This is a genomic window from Bacillus massilinigeriensis (genome assembly GCF_900117315.1).
GTDB classification, from domain to species: domain Bacteria; phylum Bacillota; class Bacilli; order Bacillales; family Cytobacillaceae; genus Bacillus_BE; species Bacillus_BE massilionigeriensis.
The window spans coordinates 2,365,601-2,385,507 of record NZ_LT630337.1 but is presented as its reverse complement, the minus strand read 5'-3'; the positions used below and the strand labels follow the sequence as shown (position 1 = coordinate 2,385,507).

16 protein-coding genes, 4 pseudogenes and 1 riboswitch are annotated in these 19,907 nt (G+C 34.2%); of the genes and pseudogenes, 19 read left to right on the top strand and 1 reads right to left on the bottom strand.

Annotated features, from left to right (window positions below; genetic code table 11):
• Positions 1 to 555: 555 nt before the first annotated feature.
• From BQ6100_RS11855 to BQ6100_RS11795, 13 genes and pseudogenes are all read left to right on the top strand, one after another.
• On the top strand, positions 556 to 1,050 hold the full coding sequence (locus BQ6100_RS11855; protein WP_173719844.1) for a hypothetical protein: 495 nt from the start codon (positions 556 to 558) through the stop codon (positions 1,048 to 1,050).
• Positions 1,051 to 1,193: 143 nt separating this feature from the next.
• Positions 1,194 to 1,298: riboswitch (SAM riboswitch) on the top strand.
• Between the two features lie 98 nt (positions 1,299 to 1,396).
• On the top strand, positions 1,397 to 1,753 hold the full coding sequence (locus tag BQ6100_RS11850; RefSeq protein ID WP_141770147.1) for a hypothetical protein: 357 nt from the start codon (positions 1,397 to 1,399) through the stop codon (positions 1,751 to 1,753).
• 71 nt (positions 1,754 to 1,824) lie between these two features.
• Entirely contained in the window at positions 1,825 to 3,240 is a 1,416-nt protein-coding gene (locus BQ6100_RS11845; RefSeq protein WP_075981816.1) for a M20/M25/M40 family metallo-hydrolase, read from the top strand.
• 190 nt (positions 3,241 to 3,430) lie between these two features.
• Entirely contained in the window at positions 3,431 to 4,477 is a 1,047-nt protein-coding gene (locus BQ6100_RS11840; RefSeq protein ID WP_075981815.1) for a hypothetical protein, read from the top strand.
• A 329-nt stretch (positions 4,478 to 4,806) separates the two neighbouring features.
• Complete coding sequence (locus tag BQ6100_RS11835) at positions 4,807 to 5,178, top strand: HIT family protein (protein WP_075981814.1); 372 nt, start codon at positions 4,807 to 4,809, stop codon at positions 5,176 to 5,178.
• A 17-nt stretch (positions 5,179 to 5,195) separates the two neighbouring features.
• Positions 5,196 to 5,528: a nucleoside triphosphate pyrophosphohydrolase gene (locus BQ6100_RS11830; protein WP_075981813.1), complete on the top strand. Its 333-nt coding sequence runs from the start codon at positions 5,196 to 5,198 to the stop codon at positions 5,526 to 5,528.
• Positions 5,515 to 7,950: pseudogene (locus BQ6100_RS11825) on the top strand (DEAD/DEAH box helicase family protein). Before BQ6100_RS11830 ends, BQ6100_RS11825 begins: the two are co-directional and overlap by 14 nt.
• A 205-nt stretch (positions 7,951 to 8,155) precedes the next feature.
• Positions 8,156 to 8,461: pseudogene (locus BQ6100_RS11820) on the top strand (LysR family transcriptional regulator substrate-binding protein); the annotation flags it as partial.
• Between the two features lie 6 nt (positions 8,462 to 8,467).
• The gene (locus BQ6100_RS11815) at positions 8,468 to 9,040 is read left to right on the top strand and encodes a GNAT family N-acetyltransferase (RefSeq protein WP_218921360.1); all 573 of its coding nucleotides are present in this window, start codon (positions 8,468 to 8,470) and stop codon (positions 9,038 to 9,040) included.
• Between the two features lie 51 nt (positions 9,041 to 9,091).
• Positions 9,092 to 9,310: a hypothetical protein gene (locus BQ6100_RS11810; RefSeq protein ID WP_075981812.1), complete on the top strand. Its 219-nt coding sequence runs from the start codon at positions 9,092 to 9,094 to the stop codon at positions 9,308 to 9,310.
• Positions 9,303 to 9,671, top strand: a complete 369-nt coding sequence (locus tag BQ6100_RS11805) for a VOC family protein (protein ID WP_075981811.1) — start codon at positions 9,303 to 9,305, stop codon at positions 9,669 to 9,671. The genes BQ6100_RS11810 and BQ6100_RS11805 overlap by 8 nt, the downstream gene beginning before the upstream one ends.
• A 224-nt stretch (positions 9,672 to 9,895) precedes the next feature.
• Positions 9,896 to 10,213: a HesB/YadR/YfhF family protein gene (locus BQ6100_RS11800; RefSeq protein WP_315970018.1), complete on the top strand. Its 318-nt coding sequence runs from the start codon at positions 9,896 to 9,898 to the stop codon at positions 10,211 to 10,213.
• Between the two features lie 185 nt (positions 10,214 to 10,398).
• Positions 10,399 to 10,887, top strand: coding sequence for a hypothetical protein (locus BQ6100_RS11795; RefSeq protein ID WP_075981810.1), 489 nt, complete (start codon positions 10,399 to 10,401; stop codon positions 10,885 to 10,887).
• Positions 10,888 to 12,103: 1,216 nt separating this feature from the next.
• Here the strand turns inward: BQ6100_RS11795 and BQ6100_RS11785 are convergent.
• Positions 12,104 to 13,579 (bottom strand): annotated as a pseudogene (locus BQ6100_RS11785) (IS1182 family transposase); the annotation flags it as partial.
• Positions 13,580 to 13,741: 162 nt separating this feature from the next.
• On the opposite strand from BQ6100_RS11785, the gene BQ6100_RS11780 reads away from it, so the two are divergent.
• The 6 genes and pseudogenes from BQ6100_RS11780 (at position 13,742) to BQ6100_RS11760 (ending at position 19,487) form a co-directional block, all read left to right on the top strand.
• Positions 13,742 to 14,395 (top strand): hypothetical protein, encoded by a 654-nt coding sequence (locus BQ6100_RS11780; protein WP_075981808.1) that lies wholly within the window; start codon positions 13,742 to 13,744, stop codon positions 14,393 to 14,395.
• 74 nt (positions 14,396 to 14,469) lie between these two features.
• Positions 14,470 to 15,132 carry a hypothetical protein gene (locus tag BQ6100_RS11775; protein ID WP_075981807.1) on the top strand — a complete coding sequence of 221 codons (663 nt, stop codon included), beginning with the start codon at positions 14,470 to 14,472 and terminating at the stop codon, positions 15,130 to 15,132.
• 235 nt (positions 15,133 to 15,367) lie between these two features.
• Positions 15,368 to 15,466, top strand: a pseudogene (locus BQ6100_RS21850) (inner membrane protein YiaA); the annotation flags it as partial.
• A 289-nt stretch (positions 15,467 to 15,755) separates the two neighbouring features.
• Complete coding sequence (locus tag BQ6100_RS11770) at positions 15,756 to 16,934, top strand: tyrosine-type recombinase/integrase (RefSeq protein ID WP_075981806.1); 1,179 nt, start codon at positions 15,756 to 15,758, stop codon at positions 16,932 to 16,934.
• A gap of 29 nt (positions 16,935 to 16,963) precedes the next feature.
• Positions 16,964 to 19,099 (top strand): tyrosine-type recombinase/integrase, encoded by a 2,136-nt coding sequence (locus BQ6100_RS11765; RefSeq protein WP_075981805.1) that lies wholly within the window; start codon positions 16,964 to 16,966, stop codon positions 19,097 to 19,099.
• Complete coding sequence (locus tag BQ6100_RS11760) at positions 19,092 to 19,487, top strand: DUF6262 family protein (protein ID WP_075981804.1); 396 nt, start codon at positions 19,092 to 19,094, stop codon at positions 19,485 to 19,487. Before BQ6100_RS11765 ends, BQ6100_RS11760 begins: the two co-directional genes overlap by 8 nt.
• Positions 19,488 to 19,907 lie beyond the last annotated feature (420 nt).

Sequence of the window (19,907 nt, the reverse complement as noted above, 5' to 3'; positions counted from 1 at the left end):
ACTTCTTCGCCAGGTTCTCGCCGTCCCTGACACGCTATCAATTATACCAAAAATTACTTTTCTCTTCATCGTTTTATAAATATGTAGAAAAAATAAATCATTATTGTAATAAAATATCACAAAACATAATCCTTTGTCTAGATACGTTCGGAACGGGGTTTCATTAGAGGGTAGTAGAAGCAAATTACTATAACAAAAATTTATATGAAAAACTCGTCTATTTAACGGACGAGTTTTTGCATTTCTTATAGGTTTTAATGACACAAAACGATTACTCTATAGGGACTGGTTTGTGCGGGGGATACTTTTAGTGGTTGGACCATAAATAACCATTAATCCAGTCTTGAAGGATTGTTAGAAAAGTGTTGTCCATTTGTTTAGACTAGCCTGAGTAAAAGGGGTGAGAGGTTAATACCCTAGCTGATTGTGTAATCACCTAATATCAATTAGAAAATATTCCTGAAAGTAGGTAAATGCACATTTTGAGGGTACAAGTTGATAGGTAAATGACTATTGAATAGGATGTGATGAGAATTGAGTAGAGGAGAGTATCTAATGTATCCAAATTATCTTCAAATGTATGATTATATCCCATATAGTCAGGAATTGTATTGGCCTTCATATGATGAGTGGAATGATTATTCTGGAGCTTATGGTGAAAGAATATTTGGTGGGGGGTTCCCGCCATTCTCACCACCTGGTCAAGGCCCAACAGGAGGGCTTCCTCCATTTGGACCGCCAGGCCAAGGCCCAACAGGAGGCCAGCCCCCATTTGGACCACCTGGTCAAGGTCCAAATGTAGGACCACCAACTTCTGCCCCTCCTTCTTTTGTACCTCAACAACAAGCAACAGCATTTGCGGTTGATCCTGGAGGTATTAGAGGTTGCTTATTTAGGTTCACTTATGTATGGCTAAGAGGTTTTCAACAGTTCTGGTTCTATCCAACCTTTGTAGGTCGTACCTCTGTTGCAGGCTATCGTTGGACGGGATTTAGATGGATTTTTGCAGGAGTTAGCTTACGTCAGATTCAATCGTTTAGTTGCTTTTAAGGAAGCAGGGGACGGTTCCCCGCTTCCAAAAAAATACTTCAAACACACAAAAAGTAAATCTTGAATTGGACGTATATACACAAATTTAGTCTTACAACTTTCATTTTTTCCGACATTCATCATATAATGATAATAAGTTAATAAGGTTATCAAGAGTGAACGAGAGTACTGGCTCAATGACTTCACAGCAACCTGCCGAAAGTGGTAAGGTGCTCCATCCAGCAAAGCATTGCTTTGAATGATAACGTCGGACTATAAAGGCCCCTTGTTGCATTCACGCTTGCAACAAGGGGCCTTTTTTCTTGATGCCTTATTAAGAAATAAGGATAAAAGGAGAGGTTTGAAGATGAACGTACAAGGTTGGATTAGAGGGTATATGTCAAAATCAATGGATCATGAAAAATTCCTCCTTTACGTGGTGGAATTAATGGAAAAGGAGATGAAGGAATGGGATGAGACATTTTACGGCATTCTAATGAAACTATCGGACTATAGATTAGTGATTAAAAATAATGAGTCCTCCTATGAAGTTACTATAACAGAAAATGAACTAGCGACTCTTCAGGATAGAAGCCCGTTTTCTGTAGACAGGTATTTGTGGGAGCAATTAGAAAAACAGGGGCTAGAAATTAAAAGTGGATATGGGAATTACATCTACTATGTGTTTATCGATCGATTCGAGAAAAGAGGGAAGAACAAATAATCTTTTGAGATGACAGGGGTGTCACCGCAACAAGAGTAAAATAAATCCATAAACAAAAGGGAGATGATCAAATGAAAGATTGGAATCGATTATTTATTCGTCATGGGTTTATGGTGGAGGAGAAAAGCTTAAGGGTTTTTGATTGTATAGGGGAAACAGAAAAAAATATGGATTTTCTCTTAGAGGGATTAGAAAAGCTTTCTATTCAATATAGCTATGAAAATGACACTTTAACAATTAATGATGAACCAATTTCTGAAGACCGCTGGATAAAATGTCTCGATTTCAAATTTAGAGGTCGTGGAGAAGGGCTATGGTTTCGACCAGGGCAGGAAGAACCTAAAATAAGAGAGCTCGACACTTATATTGCTGGCGTTATTAGACAATTAAACCGACTCGGACTTCATACCAATATATGCTGTGACGGTCATGAAAAGACAAGACCATCCATAGGGTTTGCTGAGTGGGTTGAGATGGATAAGGTCAGTAGGGTATTTCAAGCAATTGGTATCGGTAGATTTTTCATTAGAAATCGTTATATCAGATTTAATATAGAAAGAAAGGATCTTCTTGATTTAGCAGAAAAACTAAAAGCAATTCAAAAGGATTGGTTAATGGAGGAAATTGACTTTATAAAGAAGCAGCTATTTCTGCAAAAGCTTGATACATGCTTATCAATTAAAGGGGAGAGTGGATCCGAGGAGAGGATTCGTGAATATGTAATGGATACAATAAAACCATTTGTTGACTATATTACAGAAGACAGATACGGAAATATTCTTGCAGAAACTTCATACGGTACAGGTCAGGGGCCAACCATTCTACTAAATTCTCATTTGGATACCGTTGATATATTTGAAGATGGTAGAGTAATATTCAAAGAAGATGGTACCTGGTCTAGCAGCAATGGAATTTTAGGAGCAGATGATCGTGCTGGAGTAGCGGTTCTATTAGAGTTAGCCGAGAGACTTCAAACAATTCGTTTCAATGGAAAAGTAAAGTGGATTTTCACAGTCGAGGAGGAAATTGGATTAAATGGTGCTAGGAATGTAGATGAATATTTCCTCTGGGGAACGCATGCGGCTATTGTAGTAGATCGACGTGGAAACGGAGATATTGTTACATCGTGTGGTGGATATTTCTCTTTTTGTGATGAGAGATATGGTGAGTTTATTGAAGAAGTAGCCAGGAACAATGGAATGGAAGATTGGAAATGCACATCAGGAGGAAGTAGTGACACGAGAATTTGGGCATCTCATGGAATTCAAAGCGTGAATTTATCTGTTGGATATCAAAATGAACACACCAGTGCAGAAACGTTGGATACGGATGCTTGCTATCGAACAGTAAAGTTAATAGAAGGAATTTTTCAAAGTACGAGAGAATTAAACAATGTACTCCGTACGATTCAGCGAAGAGGAAATACACTTTTTCGAGGAAGAATTTTAGGCACATCACAAGGTTGGAAGAAAAAACATGAAGCATAAAACATTGTTGTAAAGACAATAAGTTAAATCTTTATCAGTCAAAACGTGAAGAGGCATTCTTAAGCTTTAAAAGTCTGAATGCTTCTTCTGATTTATGTGGGATAAAGGATAATAAAATAACAAAGTGAAGGCTGTTTATTATCTAAATCATATAAGAAATAAATGCTTAAAACGTTAGGAGGAGAACCAATTGGAGCTAAAAGAACTAACCTGGGAGGAATTAGAAGAGCTTGAACAAGAGGTTCATAATCTCGAGGAAGTAAATAAGTTTTCATCACTCCCTCGAAAAATCAAAATTCATGAAGAAATGTATCGAAGATTAAGGTATCAAAAGAAACCGGAAGAGGAGAGGTATCTAGAGTATGTTACTAAAAAACTTGTTTTCAATTTAATTCACTATGGTACTTTTCTAAAAATGGAATATCAAAAGGACGACCAATTGGCAATAGTATCTTTAGAAAAGGCCTTGAGATATGACAGGAATAATCCAATAGCTGCTTATCGTTTAGGATTTTTATTTTACAAGCATCATAATTTTGAAGAAGCATTGCATTATTTCCAGAAGGCCACTATAAATCAGGAATATTATCCTTCCACTAGATACCAATTAGATCAAAAACAATTGATAAACGCTCATCTTTATTTAACCAACAGCGCTCTATATATTGCAAAAGATACCCATGAAAAGTTAAAAAAACTGGTATCCACAAATGCACACCCTCTTCCAAATTACGAATTTTCATCATTGTATCCGAGCTTAGAAGAGAATGAACAGTATTTAGAAAATAATGCTTTTTATAAGATTTGCCCAGAAGGTATTTCAACATGCTCCAAAAGAGAATGTGAAGAACTCATCACCCAAGAAAAACTAGATACGATTATTCTCTACTTTGGAGATCGGAGGATAAATATTTTTTTCAATGGAGACACTGTTGAATTAAATCAGAGGCAGGGGGATATCATCCGGTACTTATTAACGAAAACTAATATTAATCACCCTGCAACAAGAATTTCTCTCCGACACCTATTTGAGCATTCGTTCATTGATGAGGAAGTTAGACCGAATACTTTTATAAGGACAATCAGTAGAATAAAAGGAAAATTAGATAGCTGTGGTATACCAGATGTCATTGAAACCGAGAGATATAGAAATGAGACTGGGTATTATTATAATCAAGAATTTCCTTTTGTTGTGTTGGTGCGTGTTGAGGAGGAGATGGGGTTTATTTCTTCTTGAAAAATGCTAGTAAAAATTTAAATTTAATAAACTGTTGTTTAAATATAAATAACAACAGTTTATTAAATTTTTAAAAATATTATTAAGTGGATTTTCCTAAAATAATACTAAAAAGATATCATATTTATTACTGTAAATGGGTGGGAATTATTAAAATATTTAGATTAGTGGTTAGGATAGGATTTAAGGAATCTTGTATTTTTAGGTAAGGAATCAAATAGTATTCTTGATCAATTTTTATGATTGTTTATGTGAAAAAGATAAATTGCATTTTATAATAGGTTAAAGGAATGGTAATATTTACATAAGGAACTAAGAAGGTGACCGATATGAAATGTCCATTCTGTACACTAGATAATAATCAAATTCTATTTGAAAATGATTTTGCTTTTGCAATTTATGACAAATTTCCTATTCAAAAGGGTCACATGTTAATCATTCCAAGAAAACATGTCGAAACATACTTTGATGCAACTTCTCAACAGATAGCTGCTATTCATGAACTAATAAAAGAGGGTAAAAACAAAATAGATTTTGAGTATGGACCTGACGGATATAATATTGGCGTTAACATTGGATATTATGGTGGCCAAACAGTTAACCATTTACACTTTCATCTAATCCCTCGCTATAAGGGAGATATTGAAGACCCAAGAGGTGGAATCCGAAAAGCAATCCCTAATTTGGTTCAATATCCATAAAGAAAAGGGGAATCAACATGCCTGAATACAATAAATTAGTCAGAAATCATATACCTGAGATTATTATGAAAAGTGGGAAAATCGCTAACACGAAAATCCTTTCAAATGAGGAATTTATTGCTGAACTCCGAAAAAAGGCTCATGAAGAATTGTCTGAGTATATGGAAGCATCAACAGATAAAGACAGTATTGAAGAGTTAGCAGATCTCCTTGAAATTATACATTCACTTGCGGCTATACATGGCACAACATTTGATGAATTAGAAAAGGTGCGAGAAAAAAAGGCAAATGAACGTGGAGGGTTTGACAAAAGGATTTTTTTAATTGGTGTTAACGATGAAGAAAATTGAATTAATTACGGAAAATATAATTGATAGTATTATGGATGGCATTGAACATGCAACAACCATTTACATACTAACTGCATTTGTTATGAAATCAGGTGTGGATTTAATTAAGCATCAATTAAAAGATGCTGTAGATCGTGGAGCTGATATTAAAATTTGTACCGGGGATTATTTGTACATCACGTAGCCAGACGGGTTAAAGGAGCTTGCAACAATTAATGACAACATAGAAATTCGGATGTTTCGTAGCAATGGGGTTTCCTTTCATCCAAAGGCATACATATTTCAAAATGAAGAGGATGGAACCTTTATTATTGGTTCTTCTAATCTGTCAAGATCTGCATTAACGTCAGGGATCGAGTGGAATTTGGCAATGAAAGAATCGGTAGAACCAATAACATTCCAAGATGCAATGGATCACTTCATTTCAACTTTTTTAAATGAGCAAACGATCCCAGTGAATATCGAAACAATAAAAAATTATGAGAAAAACTATGAAAATTTTCATAAAAAGCATCCACAATTGGCGAAAAAATGGTCTAGTTTAGAAGAAAAAACGCTAATGTTTCCTATAAATAAAGAACAGGAAGATGGTTCAACAGACCAAATAATTAAAGATCCTCCTATAGAATATGGTACCATCAAACCCTTACCTGTCCAAGAAGATGCATTAAATTCTCTTAATCAATTAATTGAAGATGGTTATAACAAGGCCATGGTGGTTTTAGCTACGGGTCTCGGTAAAACTTATCTTGCGGCATTTTTTGCAAAAAAATTTCAGAGGATATTATTTATTGCCCACCGCGAAGAGATATTATTTCAAGCGAAACGTTCTTTTGAAAAGGTAATTACTAATAAAACAGCTGGTCTTTATTATGGCCATGAAAAAAATTCGAGTGCTAATATGATTTTTGCTTCTGTTGGAACCTTAAGTATGCAAAAACATCTAAATGCTTTCAAATCTGATGACTTTGATTTAATTATAATTGATGAATTTCACCATGCTGCAGCAACTACATACCAGCGTATTCTTCAATATTTAGAACCACAATTTTTATTAGGTATAACAGCCACACCAGATCGAATGGATAATAAAGATATCTATGGAATTTGTGATGGGAATGTAGCTTTTCAGATGCACTTTCTTGAAGCTGTTGAACATAACTGGTTATCGCCATTTAAATATTATGGGGTATATGATAAGACTGACTATTCAAAGGTTAAGTGGCTTGGTTCAAAATATGACCAAGAGGAGCTCTTAGCTGTTCAACTGAGAAATGATATGGCAGAAAGGATACTGGATGCTTGGAATAAATATAAGCAATCTAGAACATTAGTTTTCTGCTCAAGTATTAGGCAGGCAGTATTTCTATCAAACTATTTTAATAACCGTGGTCATAAATCGATAGCTCTTCATTCAGGTTCAAGTGGTGTGGATAGAAAAGAAGTGATATCCAAGCTTGAAAATAAAGAAATCGATGCCATTTTTACAGTTGATCTTTTTAATGAAGGGATTGATATTCCATCAGTTGATACATTGCTTTTTGTAAGGCCAACAGAATCTTTAACTGTGTTTACGCAACAAATTGGTAGAGGATTAAGGCTTCATCCTAGCAAAACAAACTGTACCATTATTGATTTAATCGGGAATTATCGAAATGCCGATCTAAAGCTTCGATTATTTGATACAGGGAGAAAAGAGACAAATAATACAAGAATCGTTCTTCCTATTCCTCCAGCTACATGTGAGATGAACTTAGACATAGAAGTAATTAATTTATTTAAGGAATTAGCGAAAAAACGGCAGCCTAGAAAAGAAAAACTATTGTATGCTTATCAAGATTTAAAAGAGCAGTTAGGGAAAAGACCTACATATTTGGAACTACATTTATATGGAAGTTCTGAATCTAAGGAATACAAGCAGGAATTTAAGTCGTATGCAGGGTTTTTGAATTGGGCTGAGGAGCTAACGGAACCAGAAAAATTTGTTTATGAAAAGTATAAGAAATGGCTAGAAGAAGTAGAATCTACAAGAATGGAAAGAGCATATAAAATGGTTGTTCTACTTACCATGTTACAGAGGGGAATTGAAAACTGGTCATTACCAATTACAGCTGAACAAGTAGCCCCATTTTTCAAGAATTTTTATCAAGAAAAGCAATACAGATTTACTATTGAGTTTTCAAAGGAAAAGACTAAAGGTGATTGGCTTAACGATGAAAAGAAGTTAATAAATCAAATAAAGGTTATGCCTATGTCAAAGTGGAGTGGGTCATCAAGGGGATTAGTAAAGTTTAGTAATAACATCTTTAAACTTACTTTTGATATAGAAAAGTCTGATATGGAAATATTATTTTATTTTACAAAGGAAATTTGTGAATACAGGTTGCATGAGTATTTTGAGAGGAAAGAAAATAGGAAGTAGCTAAAGGAAGCAGGGGACGGTTCGCTGCTTCCAAGAATTCTTTTTCACACAATAATTTTGGCACAGATGGAAGCAAAGAACCGCCCCTATGCTTCCATTAGGAGGTAGAACATGGAAGGAAGCAGGGGACGGTTCGCTGCTTCCAAGAATTTTTTTTCGCACGAAATTTTAGCACAGATGGAAGCAAAGAACCGTCCCTATGCTTCCGTTTATGCTGTTGGAAAAGGGGGCCAAAGAAGAAATCTCAGAGATTTTTGAGAAACACCATCTCTTTCCACAAGTTAATTTTACAACATGGGATGACTATGCCATTATGTCTATGGTAGAAAACGGGCTTGGCATCAGTATATTACCAGAATTGATTTTACAGCGTGTACCTCACAAAATTATTGCAAAAGAGCTTGAAGTTCCTGTTTTTAGAAATATTGGTGTTGCTATGAGAGAGCAAAAATCACTTTCCCTAGCATCCAAGAGATGTTTAGAATATTTATCATATAGGAATAGTGGGTGAGTATGTATGATAGATGGACGTAATCATTTTTTTATCAGCATTTTTTCTATGGTTGTTTCTAGTTTATTAATGAAAAAAAGAAGAGTTTTTCTTACTTTAAAAAAAAGAGGGGATTTTGAAATGATTTTTGAACCCATCACAGAAGATTCAATTGAGCGAGCTCTGGATATTGTTAATTCAAATTCAGAATATAACCTTTTGGAAAATGGTAACCCATTAAGATCAATAGAGGAAGTAAGAAGTGAATTTCTTAACTCGAATAGTGATAGTTTCTTAATAATTCGGGAAAATAAATACATTGGAATTATAGATTTTCTCAAAAATAATCCGAATGACAACCATCCATGGATTGGTTTACTAATGATAAAAGGGGATTATCATTCATTAGGATATGGGAAAATAGCTTATGCCTCTTTTGAGGATCACTTAATAAAACAACAATTTAATAAAGTTCGCATTGGTGTATTACAAGATAACGTAACTGCTAAGGGGTTTTGGAAATCCTTGGGGTTTAAGTTATATGGAAATAGTATTTGGCAAGGAAAAGCTGTTGACTGCTTTGAGAAGAAATTATTTTAGCAAAATGGATGGATTGCCAATGCTTCTTTGGATGTCGAGGAGGAATTTGCAATGGAGAACAACAGCACAAGTAATAAGCAAAGTAAAAAATGGTTGAATTTCAAAAATCATCTCATTCCCCTAATATTGAAGTACTGGAGAGATTTTCACAATAAATTATCGAAACAATTAGTAAATAGACCATTAATGGATTCTGCCATATTTGTGAATGAAATATATTTTGAATATAATAAATCAAGATTAATAAATGGGGGAATTCACAATGTTTAAGAGCAGCTATATAACAATCGTTGTAGAGGATTTAAAAACAGCAGAAAAGTTTTACGTGGAAACCCTTGGATTAAATGTTCAATTTAAAGTAGAAGGGCATTTGGTGCAGCTCGAAGCACCGGGACTATCCATTGGGCTAGTTCATCCTCGTGAAGGCCAAGATTCACATTCTATGAAATCAGGTAGCGTACATATTGGATTGGAAGTAGAGGAGTTAGATTCAGCTATCAAGCTGTTAGAATCCCGGGGTGCTCAATTCCAGCCTATTATGGAAGAAGAAGCAACCCGAATCGCGTACTTCAGTGATCCAGAAGGGAATCCCCTTTACTTGATTGAGTTAAAGGCAAATCCCCAAATGTAATCATTCATTTTTGGGCAAGCAATTAATGAGAATAATTTCCCCATCTGGAGTCAAACTGGAGCTCACTCTATATATATGGGTGAAGAGGAACAAACAGATTTTTATTATGGCCAAAACACTTAAGTTATTATTAATAATTAGTTGATTTCGACATTAATTGGTTCCTGTTTTGACCATAATAATACTTAATCAATGAATAGGAAAAACAACAGGTGCTGCTAAAAGTGAAAAGAGAGATGGTATTAATGAAAATAGAGATTAGTGATAGGGCATTGCAATGGTTTAAAGAGGAAGTTGGATTAGAAAAAGGAAATAAAGTTCGTTTTTATACTCAAATTTATGGAACAAGTCCCATTCAGGAAGGATATGCACTTGCTTTTACAATCGATAACGATTCTAGAAATGCTGCTGTGTCTACAGTTTTAGATGATATCACTTTCTTTATAGAAGAATCGGATCTATGGTTTTTTAATGGCCATGATTTATATGTGGAATATAATGATGCCAATGATGAAGTCGAGTATAAATATATTAAACAATAGGAAGCAGGGGACGGTTCGCTGCTTCCATAAAATTTCCTCTATGCACAAAAATAATTAATTCAGCTGGAAGCAAAGAACCGTCCCCATGCTTCCCTATCTCGAAAATTAGACTTGCTTGAAAGCAAAATACGAAACAATATTGTCATTTTTAAAATCTGCAGTCTAAAATATAAAGGGATGATTTAATGAAGAATCCGAAATTCTTTTACATAGCTTTGCTAATACTGCCTTGGTTAACAGTACCTCTATTAGGTCGAAATTCATTTAAAAAGTATCTTCCCGCTGCAATTTTTATTAGTACATTTACAAAAGCAATTGATTTATTCGGTGAAAGGAAAAAATGGTGGAGATTTTATAAAGGGATACCACCATTGGACAGCATGAACTTTTTTAATTTTGGCCCATATTTTGTTACCAGTCTTTGGATGTTAAAAATGACATATGGTAAATTCCCGTTGTATTTAATTTCTAATTTAATACTTCACATTTGTTTTATCTATTTTGGAGGATTAAAATTTGTACACCGATATAAGATATTTACATTGGACAAATTAACTAAATCTCAATACTTAGCTATCGACTTTTTAAGAGCATTACTTCTTTATAGTTTTCAATACGTAACTAATATAAGTAAAAATACTAAAAGCTTTATAACAAGTAAAAAAGTATTGTAAAAAAGAGTAAGGGAATAATAATTATTAGACGCAATCCACTCACGTTGTTTGGCTATTCCTTCAATAAATATTAGATTTTAAACTCCAATGATATGAAGGATAAAAACTATGAATTTATTCTGGTCCCATACTATTTGGTATTTGTTGTTAGGTGTCTCGTCCACAATTCAAATCGTATATACCCTTTATCATTCTAAAAACCGTTGTAGAACGTTTGCGTTTTTTTTGACGGTCGTTGCCCTTCCGTTATATTTCGAAACGATGGTCATGATTTTTTTTGATGCATATGTGTATTACCCGAAAATAATACGTAATTCAAGCATTGATCCTTTTAATGATGTATTAACGGGTAATCTTTTCTCGCAGTTTAGCGTCGCCTCTTCTGCCCTGTTATTGACCGTTCTCCAAAAACCATTTTATTTAAATGTAGTTGTGTCATTTCTATATAGTTTGGTGGAGGAACTCTTTATTTCATTGGACATATACCGTCACCATTGGTGGAGTACGTGGATGACGTTCGTCGGTTTGCTTCTGTTCTTCATGATTTCAAAATGGATGTACACAAGCTTAGACCGAGTTCTTAGACTAACATATCAATATTACGTATATATCTTTTTGGGTATGTTCCCAGTATGCACAATCGTGTTTCTATGGGGTGTACTCGATTTATCTGGCCTCATGAGATTTACGGTAGATTTATTCTCTAACCCCAAATTTAGCCGTTACGGTTTATATCTAACCTTTTTTTCTATTTGTTACCCAGTTATGATATGGGGATATTTTCGGCAACATTGGCTGTGGAAAATTATGGCGTCTACTTTAGTAGGTATTATCATTTTCTTGGGGCACAAATTTCACTTGTTAATTTTTCGGGAAGGTTGGTTTGTACCAACCCTCATTCTTATGATCTTTTGGATATATTCCTCGGTGTGGGTACTAGACAACTTATATAGAGGAAGAAGCAGGGGACGGTTCCCTGCTTCCAAATAATTTTTCCCCATGCAAAAAAGAATCAATAATTAGTCCTTGCTGGAAGCAAAGAACCGTCCGAAATCACTGAAAAAGTACCCTTTTTTGATTAAAAAATCTCCATTTTTAGGAGGCTATCAGAAAATGGAGATATTTTGATCCGTATTTTTGGTAGCTCCAAGAAAATGGAGATATTTTTACTTAATTTTTTAATCAGTTGCCACTTTATTTGTTATAAAGCAGCCTTTTTAGAGGATAGTATGCTTGCTATCCTCTTTAAATTTACTGCTATGGCTGTTAACTTTGCTTGTACGGTCATGCTTTTTAGACCGTACCCTCTGGCACGATCTAACCCGTGGAAATTTTTCATTTCGCCATTTTTCCATTCTTGACAAGCTCTTTTCTTATATTTTTCCTTGAACTCATCTGTTTTCTGTTCCTGACTGTATCCATAGAATTCTGGCGTATTGATTCCTATTGCTAATATTTTACTTTTCCTTTTCTCCTTAATACATGTCTCTCTGAGTGGACAATCGGCACATAGTTCCTTTTCAAAATAATATTTGTAAACTTCTCTTCCTCGTTTATCTTTATAATATTTTTTTCTTTCTGTTTTGTTTCCTTGAACACAAAACCATTCGTCAGAATCTTTGTTATAGTTGTATAAATCTTCATCAATTTTATAGGCCATCGGGCTGACTGGTATATAAGCTTTTGCGTTTATTTCCTTAATCTTATCTAAAATGGGCTTCTTGAAGTATCCCTTGTCGCCATATAATTCCTCTAATGTCAATCCGCTTTTTAGAGTCCATTCCATCAATTCATCAAACTTTTGCCCGTCCACATATGCTCCTGGGTTTACTCCAACAGCTGTAATCAATCTTTCTTCTACGGTAATCATGTATTCGGTTTTAAATCCAAAGAAATTTTTAGTTTTACTCTTATGACCCACTCTTGCGTCTTGATCAACAATGGAACGAACTCCTTTTTGTTCGATAAACTTAGGGTCACGGAGAATTTCTTTCGCATTTTCTATTACTTCTTTTGTTTGGTGGCTAACTTCTAAGTCAACGCTTTCTTCTACCTTTGCGATGGTTTCCTCCAGAAAGGCTTTCATTGTTACTTTTGCTTCTTTATGATTATCTATTTCTTTATAATCTGGGATTTCTTGATTGATGCCCTCAGGTACATTACCATTCTCTTTTTCTACTGTTTTAAATATTTTTTTTGCGAGTTTCTTCATAACCCTTTCTGGAGTTGCCTTAAAGGTATTTGCCTCGGTATGGGTTGTATCGATACTTATTCCATTTCCGCTAATAATCCCCATATCCACGCACTGCTTTATGATTTCTTTAATCATTTCATCCAAAGATATTTCTTTCTTTTGTAGTTTTTGTACTCGAAACTTGGCTAATAAACTAGGATGAGGCAAATCTTCTTCTGGATTTATTTCAAGAAAATACATAAAAGCAAGATTTAAAGAGGCATCTTCAATGACACGCTCATCAGATAATTTATAAAGATATTGAAGGATCAATAATTTTATCATAAGTTCAGGTTCTTTTGCTGGTCTCCCATAATGTTTACAATAAGTATCCTCTAATAGTTTATTTATAAAGCTAAAATCAACGGCCTCCTTAATCAGTCTAAGCATATGATTTTCAGGTATTTTATCGTATAATAATGAATAGATGCTTAACTGCATATTTTTGTCTTTAAGCATAAAAAACCCTCACTTTGGTTATAGTTTCTAGTCAATTCTATTATACCAATTAGTGGGGGTTTTTCTTAATATTTCGATTGAATTCTTTGTTTACCAAATTTTAGGATGCGTTTTTCAGTGATTTCGAACCGTCCCCATGCTTCCAAGGAGTGGAGGGATTTGGTGATAAGAAGCAAGGTGGCATTGGTAAGTTCATTGATTATTTTAGGTATCTGTAGGTATTTGTTTTTTCCGTTTCCTAATAATGTCATGTTTGAAGCACGTTCCTCATTCATGTCATTTCCTATCCGCAATCAAGATGGATATATTCCCCTTGGGATAATTGGATCATTTTTGTTTATTATCGCCATAATTTTAATTGTTATGGGTATGAAAAAATATCAATTTCGGACAATTGTAATAGTTTTTATAGTATATACATTTTTCCCAAATCTATTAATTTATGTGTACCAAGAAACGTTAGCAAGCGGCATCTCAGCAATATCGTATGATGGTGAGGGTCGATGTAATTTTGAATATGTAAAAGAGGATTTACTAGAGGGGGAATGTAATCTAGTATTACATAATCGAAGCAGTGAAGATGTTACATTTGAATTAGAATTTTTAGATTCCTATATCATGGAAGATGAGTTACGCACGGAGTCACTAATGAATGTAGCTGGTCCCTATATTATTACCATAGAAGCAAATAGTGAAAAGTCTATTCATTTGAAGGAATTACTCGATTTATCAAATGTGCCTAAGCATATTGAAGGAGGAACATCGAATAACATTCACCTTAAATTAATTGAAAATGGGAAAACACGTATTTTATAAAAATTGGAAGCATGGGGACGGTTCTCTGCTTCCGAAGCAGAGAACCGTCCCCATGCTTCAGAGGGGTTGGAGATTTGGTATTTATTTATATGTATTTAATTGGCTTATTGATAGGTCTGGGATGCTATTCTATTACTTTTCTTTTTAGTAAAAAATCTGACAATAATAGGAGAGTATTAGTTGTATATATCCTTGGTGGGGTCATTTTATTAGGAAGTCTTATCGTCATTGGCGGATTTGAAGGGATGCCTTTTGGAGTATTAAGTTTAGGGGTTTTTACCGTATCCTTTTTATTGACTCTTTTTGGGAATAAAAGGATATGGAAAAAGTTAGTTTATACGGTTATTATTTTGTCTGTTGCTTTCTTTATCCTTTTTGATTGGCTAAATAAGGTTGATTATTGGATTGGTAAAAAAAGGGACTATGGTGATGAAGTATCCATATATACACAACAGCTTCAAGAAGATACAAGTATTCGAGGATATAAAGCTTTTACAATTTCTGAAGGGGATAAAGGTATTGTTCTTTCTTTAGGTGGGAAAATGGCTGGGAACAATATTGAGGTTCTAGATGTGAAGGAACAGGGAAATACAACAATAATTGAAATCAGAACCTTCTATAATCAGTCGGCCGAGAAAAACCCTTGGATTTTGATTGGATTAAATCGATTAAAATCGGAAGTAGTAATAATGGATACTGATGGGACCTTGTATGAAGAAGTAGGAAAAGTGAAATAGATTACGGAAGCGGGGAACGGTTCCCTGCTTCCTAGTAAGTTTCTCAATCAAATTAGTGAATTATGAATTGTTTGCGGTTGGAAGCAAAGAACCGTCCCCACGCTTCCTTTTTATTGAAATTTAGTCTAAAATAACCTATTCAATGTAAAAAATATCTATATAATATATTTATAGGGCATAACAGTGTATCTGCTGTGCTCTATTTTTATGAAAAGAGAGAGAGGGGAAATAGTCAATGTCTAATGATAATGAGATTGGATTAGATAAAGGCAACCAGAATGATCAAAAAATAAAAGTAGAAAGGAAAGAGGGGGAACCAACTTCAGCCTTTAAATTAAATATAGATTATTTATTATAGGATAGTTAGTCTATTATGAGGGCTAATTATCCTTTTTTATTTACATAATATATTAGTTAAATAATGGTTGAATATATGGTTTCAAAAGTTTAATATGAATATATAAACTAAAGAACGTTTGTTTGTTTTCAAGAGGACGTAGCCTCGGTGCGAGGATAGCACTCCGCAGAAACGATAGTTTCGAGGACCTTTAAAGAAACAATAAGGATAGTACTTTTATGAGCAGAGCCACTATTAAGATAATAAAAGGATTGGAGGTTATATCATGAGGATAGTTGAGGTAACTGTAGAAAATAGAAAAGCATTTCTTCTTATTAGAGCAGATGGGTTACCTGTAGAACCTGTTGCTAAGTATATGAAGTATTTACATAACAGAGAGGATAGTAGCAATACTTTAAGGACTTACTGTACGGCTTTGAAATTCTACTTTACATACTTAGAACAAATTGGAATAGATTATCAGGATGTGAGCTTTGAAAAATTATCTAACTTTATTGCTTGGCTAAGAAATCCATATGAAAGCAATAAAGTAGTACCTCATAAAAAATTACCAGCCAAACGTAGTGCGAAGACAGTTAATACTTACCTTACAGTAGTTACAAACTTTTACGATTATCTATACCGAAACGAGCTAATTGATTCAGATATTGTCGAGAAACTAATGAAGAAGATGTTTGTAGGTGCAGGTGGAAATGGGTATAAGGGCTTCTTACATCATGTGAATAAGGGTAAACCCACCACTAAAAATATCCTTAAATTAGATGAACCAAGAAGAAATAGAGTTAAAATATTTACAAAAGAACAGGTTGATGAAATCTATCAATCTACTACAAACATTAGGGATCGATTCTTAGTAAGGTTACTTTTTGAAAGTGGATTACGTATAGGTGAGGTCCTCTCTTTATTCCTTGAAGATTTTCTTTTTGATGCTAGAAAAAGGGAGCATAAAATTCAGTTAACTGATAGAGGCGAATTACCAAATGGCGGGAAATTGAAGACTGGTGAACGGAAAATAGATATTTCTCAAGGACTAATGGACTTATATGATGATTACTTGTATGAGGTAATTGATGAATATAATCCAGACCATAACTTTGTATTTGTTAAAATTTGGGGAAAGAATGCTGGACAACCTCTCACCTATTCGGATGTCTACGCAACTTTTAAAGAGATTGAGAGAAAAACAGGCATACATATTACACCACATATTTTTCGTCATACTCATGGGACAATGTTTTATCTTAAAACTAAGAACATTAAAGCGGTACAAGAGCGTTTAGGACATGCACAAATACAAACAACGATAGACTTATACATCCACCCATCTGAAGATGATATTCGTAAAGATTGGGAGAAAGTCTCTCACGTTTTTGAGATTGGGAAGAGTAAAATCACAGAGGATGAAATTAATTCAAATATTCCTGATGATTTAGTTCCCTTTTAATCTAGATTGATATTTAAGGAGGATAAACTTTGGAAAACAAAGTAGCAAGTAATCCAATTCAAAAAAGTGAATATTGGGATTTAATCACATCTACTCTTTCCTCTTATGAGGTTAAGGAAATTTCTAGAGATGGGAAGGTAATAACAGAGTTAGTTTATGATGATTACTTTTTAGTTAGTGATAGTTGGAATGTAAATGACATTGGTATTATTCCTAACTTTAAGGAACAATTCAAAAAATATACACAAAAACGTAAAAATGTAAATTTCACTTCCGAAAATCATAACTTTGCTTTAGAACTGAAATATGTTATGTTCCACAGATTGTTTAATGATGAAATTGGTCTAAGAGTCTTCTTTAGTAAATACTCTGGGTACATATATCGAATTATTTTATTTCTAAACGAAAAATACCCCAAACTCCAATCACTTCTTGATTTGGATGTTGATGAAGCTGAGAAAAAATGGATTTGGTGGCTAAATAACAACGGTCTAAAAACAACTAGGAAAAGTCATCATTATAAGTATGGTGGAAGAGAAATTAGATCAAAGTTAGCAAACTTCTTCCGCGCAGTTTATGAACAGTTATTTACTCTTACAGATAAACGTGAAGAATGGGAAAAAGACAGATGGGATGTAAGAGTGCTAAATGCTAAATATGGAGTGGAATATAATAGATCCACGACTGATTTTTTCGTTGACTTTATGAAAATTGAAAACACTGTCTTTAGACAGTATTTTAAGAAATATTTACACACTCGACTACTAGGTGGAGGCAGATTTTCGTGGGGGACGGCTCGGAAATATTCAATTTATGTTCCAAGATTTCTCAATTTTATTTCTGAAATTGAACCACAGTGGAATGATTTAAAGGGACTAACGAGACAGCATATAGAGAGCTATTTGAATTACCTTCGGGATTATTCAATAAATGAATTGAAACAAAAAAATGCAAATCCTAAACAAAATAGAAGTGATAACATAAAATGTGTTTACACTTTTTTAAAAGATATCCAACGATTTGAATATAGTATCGCATCTGAGAAATCAACATCATTGCTTCTTTATCCGGAGGATTATCCCTCACTTGATAAAAAATCTGATGATGTTATTGAATATATTCCTGATTCGGTATTAGAGCAACTCTTCGGTAACATTAACGAACTTAATCCAGATGTACAACCTGTTGTGTGGGTAGCATATAAAACAGGCCTACGTATAAGCGATGTATTAGGATTAACACAAGATTGCTTAGTACGTTTAAATGGTAAATACTCTATCGTTACGGATATTGAAAAAGTATACGTTAAAGGCCATAGAATACCAATTGATGAAGAGTTAGCAAATATGCTTGCCGTTGTCATACATAACTCAAAGGAATTTAGTAATGACGATAACAACCCTAATAAATACATCTTCGTTCGATATAAGGGTTTTCGTAAAGGACTGCCTTATGCACAAGGTTGGATTAGCGATAAACTTAATGAATTGGCTATCAAAAAGAATATCACTGATGAAATGGGGAATCTCTTTCACTTCAAAAACCATCAATTCCGGCACACATACGCTGTAAAATTGTTAAATGGTGGCGCTGATATTCTAACAGTGCAAGAGTTGTTAGCTCACGCGTCACCCGAAATGACGTTGAGATATGCTCGCTTATTAGATGACACAAAACGGAAAGAGTTTGAAAAGGTTATTAAACAAGGTGTTTTTACGTTTGACCTTAATGGAGAAATACATGAGGTATCAGAAACTGAGGACATCCCTGAAGACATATTGGATATGATTTGGAAAGACGAGAAATTAAATGCATTGGATAACCCTTACGGCACTTGTCGTGCAAGAGTTAACGGAAATTGTCCATTAGCAGCTGAGCCTCCTTGTCTAACAGCGAACGATGGAAAGCCTTGTTTTGACTTATCCGTTGGCATGGATAGTTTTGATGTAAAAAAGTATGAATTACTTATAGAGTCAACAACTAAAACTATTCAAGTAGCAAAAGAATATGGTCGGGAAGAGATGGTAAAAGCGAATGAAAAGAATCTAGATAGGTACAAAAATATTTATGAAACAATTAAGAAAGGAAATGTCATTTTCGGGCGTATTGACCGTATGAAGAGACAATTAGATCGGAAGAAAATGAAAGGTGTTACACATGGCTAAATTTGACCGTGAAAAGCAATTAAGTCAGCTCCATGAAAAGAGAAAGCAAGAAACCAAGATTAAGGTTGAGGAAGCTATTAAACGCCTTACAAGGACATCTAAGGCCATTAATTTTAATAGTGTGGCAAAAGAAGCTGGAGTTAGTAAAGCAACCCTATATAACCATTCTGAGCTTAAAGAGCGCATTAATTTCTTACGCAATCAACAAGAAAAAGCATTTGTAGATAGTAGAATTAAAAGAGATGAAAACAATCAAAACGCTGTAATTGCTTCACTTAAAAGAAGGATTGAAAAATTGGAGAAAAAAAACAAAGAACTTGAAAAGGAAAATAAGCAATTACGTGATAAGGAAAACGAAAAGCTAACCGAATACTTCAAAAATATTTAGCCATCTTTCAATCGGCAACCTAGTAGTATAATTTATCGAGTGCAGTGGGAATTATTGAGTGGGTCTGCGTAAAATTTTGTGTAGGTAATATCCGACAATCTTCGCAAGGCAAGAAATAATAGGTATAGAAAAAACATCATTTGTCAAAAATATAATTGGCTTTTACCATAAAACAGGATAGGGCAATGCAGAAGTGCAACCCGAGCGGTTTTATGGTTTTTCCCTAAAACGGACGGATCTTTTCTGTCCGTTTTTTTAGTCCGTTTTAGGGAAAACAAAAGCGCTAAACTTCAGGGGTTTGGGGACAGAGTCCCCAATTAGGATGTTTGATTCAAAATCTCAAGCTGACTCAAGATCATGTCCCAATTCCGATAACGCATGGTCCATTTTTTCGTAATGTTTTGAGAGGCCAAGAAAAGC